This is a genomic window from Oceanobacillus sp. E9, from assembly GCF_001741975.1.
GTDB lineage: Bacteria > Bacillota > Bacilli > Bacillales > Amphibacillaceae > Oceanobacillus > Oceanobacillus kimchii.
In genome coordinates, this window is record NZ_LSNA01000007.1 from 426,232 (window position 1) to 440,802 (window position 14,571).

A 14,571-nucleotide genomic window follows, 5' to 3' on the forward strand; every position below is an offset into this window, starting at 1 on the left:
TAATATGAAAAGAGATTTTATAAGAGTACAATCATCGCAAAATTTATTGTTAATTCCGTTATTCCTTATCATTAGTTTATTTTATTCAGAGGTGTAAATGAAATCGAATATTTATGGCTGCAACTCGTTTGATTTATTTGCTATAGCTATTGCAGTAATTTATATCTACTTTCTATATTTTTTCGTTTCTTCTATTTATTAATCTATTTAGACGAAGATGAAAGATATACAAATTTTGAAGTATGGAGTGTTATGTAACTTGGAACATGTATTAAAACAAAAATGGATTATACTTTCAATGATTAGTTTTATTATAAGTTTAATATTATGGCTGCCTAATTTTATCTACGAATATGGATATGGTTATTGGTTATGGACATTCTTGATAGGTCCAATTGGTATCGTACTTGGATATATAGGTAGGAGTAAGTTAGCTGTCGTGTTGAATATTCTTATAACCTTTAGTTTTTTTATCTTTATGTTTATTGGGTTTTTATGGGAAAGTATTTATTAAGTTAGATTTAATGATTTAGGTGATTATATGAGAAAATGTCTGAAAAAAGAAGTAACACAGATAGAGGGGGTATTTTTTGAAATTTTATCAAAGGTGGGAAGGGAAGCCTGTGTGTGTTACTCATTATTATTCCCCTTAAAATAATACTAAACAAATACCGTATACTTAGTTAAATTAAGAGATACCGGCAACTCAGACATAGCCAGACAGCCACATCAATGAAGCATGTAGGAATCAGTTCTAGAAAGATTTTAAAGAAAAACGGGTTCAATAAATTAAGATTCATGACGTTAAGGATGGTTATGATAAAGGAGCATCTTTTCGAGTGTTTGAGTGTTTGCTATAGATTTAACCGAATATCGTGAGTTGAGAATAATTAAAAGCGAAATTCTTAAAGTTTTATCAGACTAGTATTATGTTACTATTTTACCTTGAATAAATTTTAGATTAATATTAATATTTAATAAATTATGTATTATGGTAATCTATTTTTGAACAATGTTTTTCACGTAATTTAATAACCTTTTTGTTATAAAGGGGAAATAGCTTAAAGTAAGAATGAATGCGCTATCAAAAAAGGAAAAGGTGAAAGGAGAAAAAAACTATGCTTACTTTCTTAAAAAGAGTGTCAGTATTTGGTGTTTTATTGATCTGCATCGCACCTATAACCGTATTAGGCAATGAGCAAACACATCCCGAATCTATAGCTTTTGATCGGGCTTCTGTACATGATCCATCCATAATTAAAGCGAAAGATGGAACGTACTATGTGTTTGGTTCACATATAGCGGTTGCTAAATCAAATGATTTAAGTAACTGGAATTCTATAGTGGACAGTGAATATCAAACTCCTGAAAATAACCCTATCTATGGTGACTTATCTGCTAATCTAGCAGAATCATTTGAATGGGCTGGGGAAGATGATGCGGATAGTACAGGAGGCTTTGCTGTATGGGCTCCAGATATATTCTGGAACAAAGACTATGTCTGGGAAGATGGTTCAACCGGTGCTTATATGCTGTATTATAGCGTTTCTTCTACTTATATCCGCTCGGCTATTGGTATAGCGGTATCAAAAGATATAGAAGGTCCATATGAATATTCGGACACGATTATGTACTCTGGTTTTACGAACAACGAAAGTTATGATGATAATAGTGATGTGAATAAACATTGGGAAAATACAAATATCTCTAATCTTATAGATGAGGGGATTATTGGTGATGTAAATCCAGATTGGTTTACCGAAGAAGGCAATTTCAACAACGCTCTTTATACGAATGCGATCGACGCCAATATTCTCTATGATGAGAATGGTGACTTGTTTATGACTTACGGATCTTGGTCAGGTGGTACTTTTATTTTAGAATTGGATAAAGAAACAGGTACACCGATTTACCCAGGGGAAGATGGAGAAACTTCTGATGGTAGAATGATTGATCGATATTTTGGTACAAAAATTGCTGGTGGATTTGGAAGATCTGGTGAAGGAACCTATGCAGTCTATGATGAAGAAACAGGTTATTATTATCTCTACATTACATATGGTGGACTAGCCTCTGATGGTGGTTATCAAATGCGCCAATTCCGATCAGAAAATATTGAAGGTCCTTATGTAGATGCTGCTGGAAATGAAGCAGTATTTCCTGATAGCTTTGATATTGGTGTAGGTAATTTTCCTGGTAATGATGATCATAAAGAAATTGGTAATAAAATGATGGGAAACTTTCTGTTTAAGAGAGACTACGGTGAAGAAGGTGCAGGAATAGGGACAGGATATATGGCGCCGGGGCATAATTCATATTTAATCGATGAGAAACTTGGAAAAGAGTTCATTGTGACACATACACGATTTCCTCAGGAAGGAGAAATGCATCAGGTTCGTGTGCACCAAATGTTTAAAAATAGTGATGATTGGCCAGTACCGGCACCATATCATTATGCAGGAGAAGGGATTGAAGCGGTAGCGGAACCTGATGTAATTGGTAACTATAAATTTGTGAACCATGGTAAAGAAATTACCGGTGAGTTAACCGAATCAACATGGGTTAAATTAAATGATGACCATTCTATTTCTGGAGCTGTATCAGGGACATGGGAACTCTATGATGATTACCGTGTGGAGTTAACAGTGGAGGATAAAACATACGATGGTGTGTTCATTCGTCAGTATGATCCTACATCTGAAAAATGGGTGATGACATTTAGTGCGATGTCAAATGAAGGTGTAGTAGTCTGGGGAAGTCGTACAGAAACTAGAGATGATCAAGAAATTGTAGATAGCATAAAACAAGAATTAAGTGAAACCATACCTGAACGTGCCATTTCCGACTTAGACTTACCGACCTTGGGAACACAAGGGGCAGAAATTTCATGGGAATCCTCCCATCCAGAAGTTATTTCACCAGAAGGCGATGTCAATCGGCCACCCTTTGAATCCGATGATGCGAGGGTTGAATTGACAGCAATAATTACATTAGGAGAAGTAACGGAAACGCTCACTCTAACCATAACTGTACCTGCACGTGAACAAGGTGGATTGACAGCGTATTATGATTTTAGTGATGGTTTTTCAGATCGTACCGGAAATCACGAGGATGCTACTATCACTGGGGATCGGATAAATAATACAGGTGGAGAGATTACTTTTGCGGATGGTATTGTTGGTCAGGCAGCCAAATTTAATGGTCAATCTGGATTAAAGCTGGCTGATGGTTTAATTGCTAGTAATCAATATTCTATATCGTTATGGATGAAACCTGAGGAGATAACTGAATTTACTACTACATTTTTTGGGACTAGAACAGAAAATAATTGGATAAGCCTTGTACCAAACGCTCAGAATGTCACCAAAGTATGGGCGCATAATGGAGATGACTGGTACGATGCGACATCAGATTCCATTATTCCAACAGGAGAATGGACACATTTCGCGTTTACTGTTGATGAAGGAAAAGCAACTGTATATATTAATGGAGAAGAAAAGTTTTCCAATGATAATTTTCCGAATATCTTTACAACAGAAGATGCTCAATTTAGTTTAGGTGTTAACTTTTGGGATACACCATTTAAAGGATTAATGGATGAAGTTCGTGTTTATGATGGTTTCGTACTTGCAGTCGAAGAAGTGCATTCACTGTACGAAAATCCTGCATTAGAAGAAGAGAATGATACGCCAGGAAATGAAGATGAAACTGACGACGGAACAGACGGTGATGGTTCCAAAGAAGGAGAAAAGGGAAACGATGTTGAAGACCCGAAGTCTAACGTTGATAAGGCGGGGGACGATGGTAATGTATCAGATGATGAAAAGCAAGGAGGAACACTACCGGAGACTGCAACCAACAGATATAATTGGCTGTTATTGGGACTGGTATTATCCACAATTGGTGGTAGTGTATTATTACTTAAGAAGAGGAGCAACACTATTAATTAAGGAATTTTAATTATACTTTAAAATGGAACTTATCAGATAAAAACTGACCATTAAAAATAAGTAAAAAAGTGAGCTCGATAGGAGGTGTTATATGAAGTTTGATGAACTTTCAGTAGGACAGGTTTTTACAACAAAATCACTAAAGGTTTCGAAAGAAGATATAACTAAATTTGCAAGTGAATTTGATCCGCAATATATGCACTTAGATGAAAAGAAAGCAAAAGAAGGAATGTTTAATGGTATCATAGCTTCTGGAATGCATACACTTGCGCTGTCTTTCAAACTATGGGTGGAAGAAGAAGTGTACGGTCAAGATATAATTGCTGGGTTACAAATGAACAATATTAAATTTATAAAACCTGTATTCCCAAATGATAAATTATATGCTGTAGTAGAGATTACGGAATTGAGAGTCTTAAAAAAGAAACAAGGTATTCTAACAGTATTGTTAAAGACATTTAATGAGGACGGAGAAAAAGTCTTGCAAGGAGAATTGTCCGCTCTGATGAGGCTATAATTTTCATGTGATTTTTGAGGAGTGTTCGAAAATGAGAGATTCAACGTGGTTACGAAATGTAAGAGTAGAGAATGATTATTTGGAGAAAGAAGGATTTACATATGGTAGTAAATCTGAAACAGTTGATATAGAGATTAAAAATGGGAAAATAAGCGATATTATAGCTCATCAAAATTTCCGCCCAGATGGGAATAATGAGATAGATGGAAAAAATTATCTTATTTTACCGACATTAAGAGAAATGCATTGTCATTTGGATAAAAGTAAGCTCGGTGTTCCTTGGAAACCGATTACTCCGGCAAATAATAATGTAGAACGGTTTACGAGTGAAATAGATGAATTAGATAATCTATCTCTTTCTTTAAAAGAGAGAGCGAAAAACCTAATTGAAACGGAGATTTCTAATGGGGTTACATTTTTCCGATCACATATTGATGTTCATCCGAAAGTAGGGCAGCGATATCTTGAAGGCGTATTAGAAACCTTAGAAGAATACCAAGGACAGCTAGATTACGAACTTGTCGCATTTCCACAGCACGGTATGCTTCGTTCAAATGCATATGATGATGTGAAAAAAGCATTGGAATCAGGAGTGCAAATCATTGGTGGTGTGGACCCCTCTTCATTAGATGGTGACCTAGAAAGGTCGTTGAGTCAGACATTCGAGCTTGCAATACAATTCAATGTTCCTATTGATATTCATGTACATGATCGGGGGGAGCACGGAACAGAAACAGTTAAAAAATTAATAGAGTATACAAAGCAAAGTAATTGGCAGGGAAAAGTGGCAATTAGTCATGCCTTTGGATTGAATGACTTTGTGGGAGAAGAAAGGGAAATGGTATTTAGTGAATTAGCAGAACTTGGTATTTCTGTTATATCTAGTGTTCCAATTAATGGGAGGATTCCTCCATTAGAAGAATTAAGAACAGCAGGTGTTAACGTGAATTTAGGATGTGATAATGTTTATGATTCTTGGTCGCCTTTTGGTACTGGAAATATCTTAGAAAAATTAAATCGTTATGCTGAAATTCATCGTTTAACGACTCAGGAAGCGCTAACGGACTCTTTAGCTCTTATAACTGGAAAACCATTTAATTTAGAGAAAGGGAAAACATGGCTAAAAAAAGATATGGATGCGAGTTTCCTATTAGTAGATAGTTCATCAGCAGCAGAATTTGTGGCAAGACAAAGTCCGGTTAAATTTAGTTTCTATAAAGGGACAGTTGTGCATAGTTTGTAATGATTAAGAGGAGCAAAGAAATGGATGGAGGAAAGGAACAGCTTATTATATTGAAAGATATAACAATAATATCGGATAGTTTAAATATTGATATTTGGCTTAAAGGTGGTTGGGCTATAGACTTTCTGTTTAAAAAAATTACTACAAAAGATTATTGAGGTGTGATTTTTTGAAATTAATTGATACGGTACCTTACTTTTTAAATAACTATGAACCGTCCATCTCCTTTCTAAAAAAATATTATAGTCAATACTCTACTAGTTTTGAAGAATATTTTGCCTATCATTGCAAAGATACAGAAGAAAGACATCTTCAGTCCATACGTAAATATCCTTCATCTTTACCAGTTATTACGGAAGTTCATCGAAATATTAAGCCAGTTATTAAAAAGGTTACAGAGAAATATAAAGTGGTTTATGACATAGAATTTCCTAATAATGTTAATTTAATTGTTGGTGGATTTAGCTCAAATGCATTTACACATAGGCAAGTTATTCCTGATGTTACTTTTTCACTTGAAAAACTTTCACCGAATCCGGATCATTTACATGTAATCGTGGCACATGAATTTGGACATGCTGCACATAACATTTTGACAGACACTACAGATGTCAATTGGAATCAGATGAGATGGGAGAATGCACTCCTTTCGTTGTATCGTGAAGGAGCGGCGACTTATTTTTCCAAAAGAATTGTCCCAAATCTTAACTCTTCTATCTACTTTTCTTATAATGACGAAGGAGAAGAATGGATGGAGTTTTGCAAAAAGGACGAAAAGAAAATAATAGCTGCTTTTCTAGATGATTACAGTAAACTGTCATCTGAAGATATGTATAAAGAGTGGTTTTCAATTAATGGTGGAACTCATTTTGGCTTCAATCGTCTTGCCTACTATATAGGATACATCTTCTTTGAAACACAAGTTAATGAATGGGGAGAAATGAATGCCATTTTAGCATGGAAAAACTCAGATTTTATAGAAACGATTCATTCATGGCTGCAAAGTAATGGTTAATAGAGAGGAAGGTTTTATTTGAAAATTAGAGAATACGAAGCTAAAGATGAAGTTGGTTGGGTACGTTGCAGAGTACTGGCTTTTCTAGATACTGCATACTACGATAACGTCGTACCACATAAAGAAAAGTATGACAATCCCTCGATTGAGTTAATAGCAGAAATAGATAATGAAATTGTTGGATTAATAGACGTGGAATATGAACAACAAGAAAAAACAGTTTGTTCGCGAGGAAGTGGGTTAGGAGGAATGATTTGGCATATAGCTGTTCATCCTGACTATCAGCGAATGAAGATTGGAACGGCTTTGCTTGCAGAAGCAGAGGAACGTGCTAGAAGAGTAGGATTGAATCGATTAGAAGCTTGGACGAGAGACGATCTGTCCGTCAATATTTGGTATGAAACACAACAGTTTTTAAAAGTTGATAGTTATTTACATGTGTATATGGAGGGAGACGAGATAAAAGAAACTTTATCAAGTAAAATTCCTCATATTTTTCCTATCAAGGTATTCGCGCACTATGTTGGAAATAAGCACGAAGAAGTGAAAAATAAGTATAGACGTATACATGAATGTAATTGCTATGAGAAACGATTAGATTAGTTTGTTATGATGCATGATAAGGAGGGGAAAAGTTTTATGAGTAAAATAGGCTTACAGTTATATACTTTAAGAGAAGCTGCTACCAGTAATTTCCATAATTTATTGATAGATGTTGGGGCAATTGGATATGAAGGGGTTCAGTTCGCAGGTTTTTATGATACTCCCGCTGAGAAGGTGAATTCAACTTTAGTAAGATCAGAAATGATTCCAGCAGGTGCGCATGTTCCCATTGATCAACTTCAAGAAAATCTTGATAGCGTTAAACAATTCCACGAATCTATCAATAATTCATTAATTATCTGTCCCTATCTTCCAGAAGAAATGAGACAGACTAAAGAGGACTATCTTAAGAGCGCTGAACTTTTTAATCAAATTGGAAAGAAACTGAAAGATTCAGGGTTTCAGTTTGCCTATCATAATCACGCATTTGAATTTGAGGAAATGGAAAATGAAACCGGTTTTTCATTGTTGTTTGGAAATACGGATTCAGAATTGGTAAAGATGGAACTAGACTGTTATTGGGCCACTTACGCAAAATATGATCCTATAAAAATTATTAACAAATATAAGGATCGTTGCATATCACTTCATATAAAAGATATTAAGTTAGAGAATGGAGAAAAAGTGTCTACGGAGATTGGAAATGGTACGCTTGACGTTCGTTCTCTCATCCAAACAGGGATAAAGAACAATGTAGAATGGTTTATTGTAGAACAAGAACATTTTACGGGAGACCCGTTAAAGAGTGCCGAAAAAAATTTAAGCGCTTTAAAAGATATGTTATAAGAGACTTAGTAAACATACTCTAATTAAATGTAAAAAACCATCTCACTAAAAATGTTCAGAACTTATTGACATTTAGAATGGCTGTGGTAAGCTAATTGAAATACAATATGTGCAATGAAGAGGAGTAGTAAGGATTACTTGTTTATTAAGAGAACTGTCGGCTGGTGCAAGACAGTAAATGAGTTCCTGAACTCGCCTTGGAGCTTTAAGATTAACAAATAAATCTTAACGGGTTGCGCCGTTACACGTGTAGAGTGAGTTCGTTATCAATGAACTAACAAGAGTGGTAACGCGTAGGTAAAGCCTGTCGTCTCTTAGAGATGATGGGCTTTTTTTAGTTCTATAATAAGGAGGAGATTCAATGAGGGTTAGGAAGGCTTTGTTAGAAGATGTTCGAGGAATTGCAATCGTTCATGTAGATAGCTGGAAGGACACTTACAAGGGTATTATTCCAGATAGTTATTTAGAAAAGTTGACCTATCAACAACGAGAACAAATATGGGAATCGAATATTTCAGAAGATAAAAGTATTATATTGGTGGTGGAAAATGAACAAGGAAAAATTATTGGATTTGCCAGTGGAGGAAAAAGGTCGACCAATACTTATGAAAATGCTGGTGATTTAACTTCTTTATATTTGCTAGAAACCTATCAAGGGACAGGGATTGGAAAACAGTTACTTCGAGAGGTGTTATTACATCTTGAAGAATTAGGATATCGTAAAGTGTTTGTAGAAGTGCTTGAGGATAATCGAACGCGTTACTTTTATGAATATTATGGGGCAACATTAACTTCTTCATCCTCAATTACAATCGGAGGTAAAGTATTATCTTTGCTGATATATGAATGGAATCATGTGAGTGATGTACTTCATTCACTAAGTGGTGAGGAGGAATAAAAATTGATAAAGGTACAGTTAGTTATTCCAGACATTAGATATGCAGCTACATTATCAAAGCAATCATCAGATCCAAGGATTAGAGACACGTTAGGATTAACAAAAGCACAGTCTTCTGTTCAAGGAACGATCGATTTTATTCATTTTGTAATAGAAGCAGAAAGACAAGGAAACTTATGTTCAAGAATTATTCTCAATGAGATTGACGAACCAATAGGTGTTATTACACTGAAAGAAATAGATGAAAAGAATAGTACGAGTGAAATTGGAACATGGTTAGGAGTAGAGCATTGGGGAAAAGGGTATAACGAGCTAGCGAAAAATGAAATTCTTTATCATGCTTTTGAAAATATGAAATTAGAAAGAGTATTTGCAGGGGCGAAGAAAACAAATATACGGTCTCAGAAATCTCAAGAGAAACTCCCCTATATAAAAATAGACGAAGGAGTAAATTTTCCAGAGCAACATGCTAAGATGGAGAGTGAAGCAAGAGAACCGTGTATTTTAAATGTAATTGAAAGAAATTGTTTTTTAGATTGGCATAAGAAGAATATACTCTAATACCATCTTTTTTCTGAATCTTCTATGTATAATAGTATTAGATCAATGATGAGGAGGATTTACTTTGTTCGTAACGGATTAACTACTCAAATTTCAATAAAAGGAAGGTGATTCATTAACTTTAAATAGAGGTGTTAAATTGAATAAATGGCTGATTAATACCGATTTTGCAAAGTTGTGGCTCCACAGTATATCCAATATATTAAGCAATCGTTTTTGAGAACTGATATTACCGATAATTGTACTCGGTCTTTCTGGTTCGCCGCTGTTAACATCTTTTGTACTTTTATCTCAACGAATTAGTTCCATACTCTTTTCAATTCCTCTAGGTACATGGGTTGAAAAAAGGAATCTGGTGCTAATTTCAACTATATGTAACCTGATATTTGCCATGTTATTATTTCTATTAGCATGTTTGATCACTATTGAAGACTCTAGTTTGGGCATCATTGGAATCATACTTTTCCTTATGGGGTTTGTAGAACTGATGTTGCGTATTACATTGGCAGCAATGGTCCCCAAAATTGTTAGTAGGGACCGATTATTAAGTGCAAATAATTTATTAGAGGCTGCTGATGCTATCGTTACATTTATTGGTCCTGCACTAGGTGGGGTGATTTTAGCTACATATGGACCGAGCATTACTTTAGTTATTTGTGGAATTTTAATTCTTTTTTGTATGATTATTATTTCTTTAGTGAAATATCGTAATGAAAATATCAACCAAAAAGTTATTATGAATAGAAAAGAGAAGCTCAAAAACTTTATAAACGAAGCTAGAGAAGGTGTCGATTATCTTTATGCGAATGATTCACAGATCGTTTCCACTATTTCTGCTGTCGTACTTGGATTTACAACTTTATTTATAGAGCTGACGATTATTATACATGCAAAAACAGCACTTCATTTTACGGAAACTTCAATAGGTATATTGCTTTCGTGCGCGGGAATAGGGAATATTATATGTGTACTAATCATGCCAAGATTTAAAAGAATCAATTGGTTGTACCTATTAAGTAGTCCGCTGATGATTTCATCGTTAGGAATATTATTATTAACTTCACATCAGTTTATTATCATGTGTATTGGAATGGTTATTTTTGACGGGGCATTATCCATGGCTTTTGTAGTACAAATTACTGTTCAGCAAGGGATTACGCCAGATCAACTCATTGCTAGAGTTCGAAGTGCAATCATTGTACTTAGTGGAGTTGCTACAATTATGGGTACGCTTTTATCAGGTTTAATTTCAGAATGGGATTCTAACTTAGCCTTAATTTTAGGATTTATTATTTTGTTATTGTGCGGGATATTCATTTTAAAATATAAACAACAAGGCGTTACGATGAACAAAATTCAACCAATCTATCATAGAGTTAAAGAGTGAGTCAATTGATTTTCTAACTGCCCTGGATAGTTACACTTAGTTGTACAGATTAGTTAAGGTCAGTTTAAAGAACAAATTGTCCAGTTACACCTTTACAATAAACACCCCAAAAGTTAGATTTTCACTCTAACTTTTGGGGTGAACTACATAACTGGACCTTTTTTGTATCCTTAAGGCTGAACTATTCCAACACCCGCAAACTGAGAAACCATTGCTTTGACATCTTGTACAGGAGTTAAATTGTAATTATAGGATACAGTGTAAGTGGTTGTTGAAGTAGTTGGCTGACTTCCTGTGCTATTTATATACAAGTTGTTGGAAACATTCCAATAGCCAGGTTCGTCGCTGTACCAATAACCTAAAGGATCCTTAGAATTTTCGAAGACATTATTTTCTACAAGCAATTCTGCACCCATCCGTGCATTAATACCGGTATCAATGATCCCTTCGAAATAATTATTGTAAAGGTGCCCTTCTCCATAACGGAAAGCAGGAACACGTGAATTCAAATTTTGAAAATGGTTATGATGGAAAGTGATGTTACGATCTCCATCATCACTATCGGAAGAGCCCATTAACATCGCTTTCCAGCTGTCATGGACATAGTTCCAGGAGAAGGTAATATTATGTGCATTTTTCTTTACATCAAATAACCCGTCATAATAATCTTTGTCCACATTTAAATCTGCATATAGCTCATTATGGTCTACCCAGATATTATTAGATGGTCCTTCAATACTAATAGCGTCTTTATCACCAGCTCTTACTTCGTGAATTGTGAGATTTCGAATGATCACATTATCTGCCCGCCATACTTTAATGCCGATACCGTCAAATTCGCCATTCGTTCCAACTCCAACAATCGATACATCGGAAACATCTTTGATATTGATTTTACTATCCGAAGTATTATCAGGTGTGATCGTTCCATCTACATAAATTTTTAATGGAGTGTTATCGTCTTTATCCTTTAAGGCTTGAATGATTTGGTCACCAGTGGAAACAGTTACAGTATCTCCTCCTTCACCGCCTGTTGTGCCACCATCAAATGTAGCAAACCCGGTCATACTGAAATCAGGAGTACTCGCAGAGACAGACTGAAAAGACAAACCTAAAGACAATATAACAATAAGACTTAATAAAAAGATTTTTACATTTTTTCTAATCAATTCTTCCACACCCTTTTAAGATTTTATATTTAGTCTGCTTATCCACAAAGTCCTACATCATCCCTCCTTTTTAAAATAATATCTAAACCTTATCACGAAAACGCTTACTTAAAAATAATCATTTATTCATATATTAAACATTCTGGTTAGTTTATACTAAATAAAATCCAATAAATACAGACTATATTTACTATAAAAAATAGCTAATTACCTCGTTTTTTAAAATTTATTATTTGTTATAGAAAGTTTATTTTTAGAGAATCTAATATAATGATTATAGATTTTGTCTTTGATTAATATTTTTTTTACAGTAATTTACTAATTATAAAAATGAGAGAATAAATTAACTCTGGACACAGTCTCATTGGGTTTTACACCCGCTATTTTAATTGGCCAATAAGAGAGAAAAATTAAAAGAATCGTTGATTACGGTCATTGAAGAAGTCGTTATTCAAGAAGTATTTAAAATAATATTGACCATCTGTACTAAGTAATGCTACTGCATTAGTGGATGATTTGTAAGTTACACCTGTAAAATCAGTAATTTCTTCACCTTTAACATTTGTCCCCCTTTGACAACGCGGTGGCTGAAGCGACATTCAAAAAGATCAAAACAGAATTTGTATATATACAGTTAAGATAGTAAGAAACATACTAGGTATTTTTCAAAGAAAAAATAAGCATTGGTATGTCAACACTAAAATGGACAAAAAGTTATAGGGGTAGATGAGATGTTTAAATTTCACTTTAAATAACCTAGCGTTCCATGAATTCGAATGTTATTACACCAATGAAAATAATCATTAAGTTCAAGAACAAGATGTTCAAGAGAAGTGAAATGAGCTCCGTCCATAGTAGTATGCTTCAGTTATTAATATAAGTTTACAAGCCCTCATTTTATCTGTCCGATTTAGTGTAGCTTATCCAAAGGTACCTCATAGGCGAGATGAGTGCCCAGAATTAGAGGGTGCAGGAAAGTATGGTAACTTATAGGCGAGATGAACGCCCAGAATCAGAAGGAATAGAGAAATAAGGTACCTCATAAGCGAGATGAGTGCCCGAAATCAGATGGATCAAAGCAGAATGGTGCTAATAGACAAGATGAGTGCCCGGAATTAGACGTTACATGGAAATCTGGTAGCTCATTGATTGGTAGGGAGATAATCCGTTTGCTTAAGTAAAAGAACTACCTTCCGCTTCAAAGGAAGGTAGTTCCATTCATTATTTATTCAAATTTAATCTTTTCGTTTTTCCCCGCGATGGTTCCGAGTATTGCTATACATAAAGCAACAATCATTAAAATAACCAAAGGAATAGTCCATCCATTGGTCCATTCTGAGATGAAACCAAGTAGTAATGGTCCAAGTGCAGCGACCATATAGCCGACCGATTGTGCCATACTTGATAGTTGTGAAGATTGAGCCACTGTTTCTGTACGAAGAACAAAAAACATCATCGCTAGACTAAATGCTGTCCCAGCACCGACTCCAGTTAACAATAAGAAAGCTATAATTAAGTTAGATGATGATGTAAATGTTATTCCAAGCAGTCCACTAAAAAATAGAAGTCCTGCAATGCATCCAATTATTCGTTGATTATTCATTTTTCCTGCAATGATTGGCGCGACAAATGTCGTTGGAATAATTCCCATTTGTAAAATTGCAATAAACCAACCTGCGTCACTTTCAGAAAATCCTTTTGCTAATAAGATATCTGGAAGCCAAGTAAACAGACTATACGGAATGAATGATTGAAAACCCATAAAGAATGTTACTGCCCAAGCTATTTTCGACTTGAATAATGCAGTAGGAGGTTGGCTCTTTACATCTACAAACACCTTTTTCCGTGATGAACGAATCATGGGTAGTCGTAATAATAATATAATTACTGCAATCAAGGAAATGACGCTCCATACTTGCATTGCGTTGCGCCAATCCAATGAAGGAAAGGAAGTAATAGGGACAGATATTCCTGAAGCCAGCGCTCCAAATAAATTCATGGTTACAGAATAAATACCAGTCATAAGTCCGATACGATATGGGAAGCTTGATTTGATTAGTCCTGGCATTAGTACATTTCCCACCGATATTGCTATCCCCAGAAGCAGTGTGCCGAATAGCAACATGGATATATCACCAATTGATCGAATATATATACCTATGGATAATACTACCATTGCCATTAATAACGTAAATTCCATTCCTAGTTTTCTAGATAGAGTAGGAACAAATGAAGAAAAAATTCCAAATGCTATTAAAGGTAATGTGTTAATTAAACCGATCATGGCATTTGTTACCTCTAATTCATTTCTAAATATTGGAATTAATGGGCCAACGGAAGTGATGGGGGACCGTAGTGTTGAAGCTATGAAAAGAATCGCTAAAATTAATAGAAATGTATAATAACGCTGTTTTGTCGAATTTGAAATACGTTGCATGGTGT

15 protein-coding genes and 1 other annotated feature are annotated in these 14,571 nt (G+C 34.8%); of the genes, 11 read left to right on the forward strand and 4 right to left on the reverse strand.

From position 1 onward, the window contains the following. Positions 1-259 precede the first annotated feature (259 nt). The 11 genes from AQ616_RS11720 to AQ616_RS11765 all read left to right on the forward strand — a co-directional run bounded on the left by AQ616_RS11720 (position 260) and on the right by AQ616_RS11765 (position 10,960). The gene (locus tag AQ616_RS11720; RefSeq protein ID WP_077596285.1) at positions 260-514 is read left to right on the forward strand and encodes a hypothetical protein; all 255 of its coding nucleotides are present in this window, start codon (positions 260-262) and stop codon (positions 512-514) included. A 604-nt stretch (positions 515-1,118) separates the two neighbouring features. Then, positions 1,119-3,950 carry a LamG-like jellyroll fold domain-containing protein gene (locus AQ616_RS11725; RefSeq protein ID WP_069685853.1) on the forward strand — a complete coding sequence of 944 codons (2,832 nt, stop codon included), beginning with the start codon at positions 1,119-1,121 and terminating at the stop codon, positions 3,948-3,950. A 91-nt stretch (positions 3,951-4,041) separates the two neighbouring features. Further along, positions 4,042-4,467 carry a MaoC family dehydratase gene (locus AQ616_RS11730; protein ID WP_017796392.1) on the forward strand — a complete coding sequence of 142 codons (426 nt, stop codon included), beginning with the start codon at positions 4,042-4,044 and terminating at the stop codon, positions 4,465-4,467. Positions 4,468-4,498: 31 nt separating this feature from the next. Beyond that, positions 4,499-5,710, forward strand: a complete 1,212-nt coding sequence (locus AQ616_RS11735; RefSeq protein WP_069685854.1) for an amidohydrolase — start codon at positions 4,499-4,501, stop codon at positions 5,708-5,710. A 20-nt stretch (positions 5,711-5,730) separates the two neighbouring features. Further along, positions 5,731-5,868, forward strand: a complete 138-nt coding sequence (locus AQ616_RS19435) for a nucleotidyltransferase domain-containing protein (RefSeq protein ID WP_139136356.1) — start codon at positions 5,731-5,733, stop codon at positions 5,866-5,868. An 11-nt stretch (positions 5,869-5,879) separates the two neighbouring features. Further along, positions 5,880-6,725: a hypothetical protein gene (locus AQ616_RS11740; protein WP_069685855.1), complete on the forward strand. Its 846-nt coding sequence runs from the start codon at positions 5,880-5,882 to the stop codon at positions 6,723-6,725. A gap of 18 nt (positions 6,726-6,743) precedes the next feature. Then, positions 6,744-7,328, forward strand: coding sequence for a GNAT family N-acetyltransferase (locus AQ616_RS11745; protein ID WP_069685856.1), 585 nt, complete (start codon positions 6,744-6,746; stop codon positions 7,326-7,328). Positions 7,329-7,364: 36 nt separating this feature from the next. Beyond that, positions 7,365-8,114, forward strand: a complete 750-nt coding sequence (locus AQ616_RS11750; protein WP_017796397.1) for a sugar phosphate isomerase/epimerase family protein — start codon at positions 7,365-7,367, stop codon at positions 8,112-8,114. Between the two features lie 105 nt (positions 8,115-8,219). Next, positions 8,220-8,432 (forward strand) — a binding site (T-box leader). Between the two features lie 43 nt (positions 8,433-8,475). After that, entirely contained in the window at positions 8,476-9,012 is a 537-nt protein-coding gene (locus AQ616_RS11755) for a GNAT family N-acetyltransferase (protein WP_069685857.1), read from the forward strand. A 3-nt stretch (positions 9,013-9,015) separates the two neighbouring features. Next, positions 9,016-9,573, forward strand: coding sequence for a GNAT family N-acetyltransferase (locus AQ616_RS11760; RefSeq protein ID WP_017796399.1), 558 nt, complete (start codon positions 9,016-9,018; stop codon positions 9,571-9,573). A gap of 238 nt (positions 9,574-9,811) precedes the next feature. Further along, complete coding sequence (locus AQ616_RS11765; RefSeq protein ID WP_276206866.1) at positions 9,812-10,960, forward strand: MFS transporter; 1,149 nt, start codon at positions 9,812-9,814, stop codon at positions 10,958-10,960. 170 nt (positions 10,961-11,130) lie between these two features. Here AQ616_RS11765 and AQ616_RS11770 read toward each other — a convergent pair whose 3' ends face one another. The 4 genes from AQ616_RS11770 to AQ616_RS11775 all read right to left on the reverse strand — a co-directional run bounded on the left by AQ616_RS11770 (position 11,131) and on the right by AQ616_RS11775 (position 14,566). Next, positions 11,131-12,129, reverse strand: coding sequence for a pectate lyase family protein (locus AQ616_RS11770; RefSeq protein ID WP_017796402.1), 999 nt, complete (start codon positions 12,127-12,129; stop codon positions 11,131-11,133). 410 nt (positions 12,130-12,539) lie between these two features. Then, the gene (locus AQ616_RS19440; RefSeq protein WP_139136357.1) at positions 12,540-12,728 is read right to left on the reverse strand and encodes a hypothetical protein; all 189 of its coding nucleotides are present in this window, start codon (positions 12,726-12,728) and stop codon (positions 12,540-12,542) included. A gap of 143 nt (positions 12,729-12,871) precedes the next feature. Then, positions 12,872-12,997 carry an IS3 family transposase gene (locus tag AQ616_RS19245; protein WP_260048392.1) on the reverse strand — a complete coding sequence of 42 codons (126 nt, stop codon included), beginning with the start codon at positions 12,995-12,997 and terminating at the stop codon, positions 12,872-12,874. Between the two features lie 357 nt (positions 12,998-13,354). Further along, positions 13,355-14,566 (reverse strand): CynX/NimT family MFS transporter, encoded by a 1,212-nt coding sequence (locus tag AQ616_RS11775; protein WP_069685859.1) that lies wholly within the window; start codon positions 14,564-14,566, stop codon positions 13,355-13,357. Between the last annotated feature and the right edge of the window lie 5 nt (positions 14,567-14,571).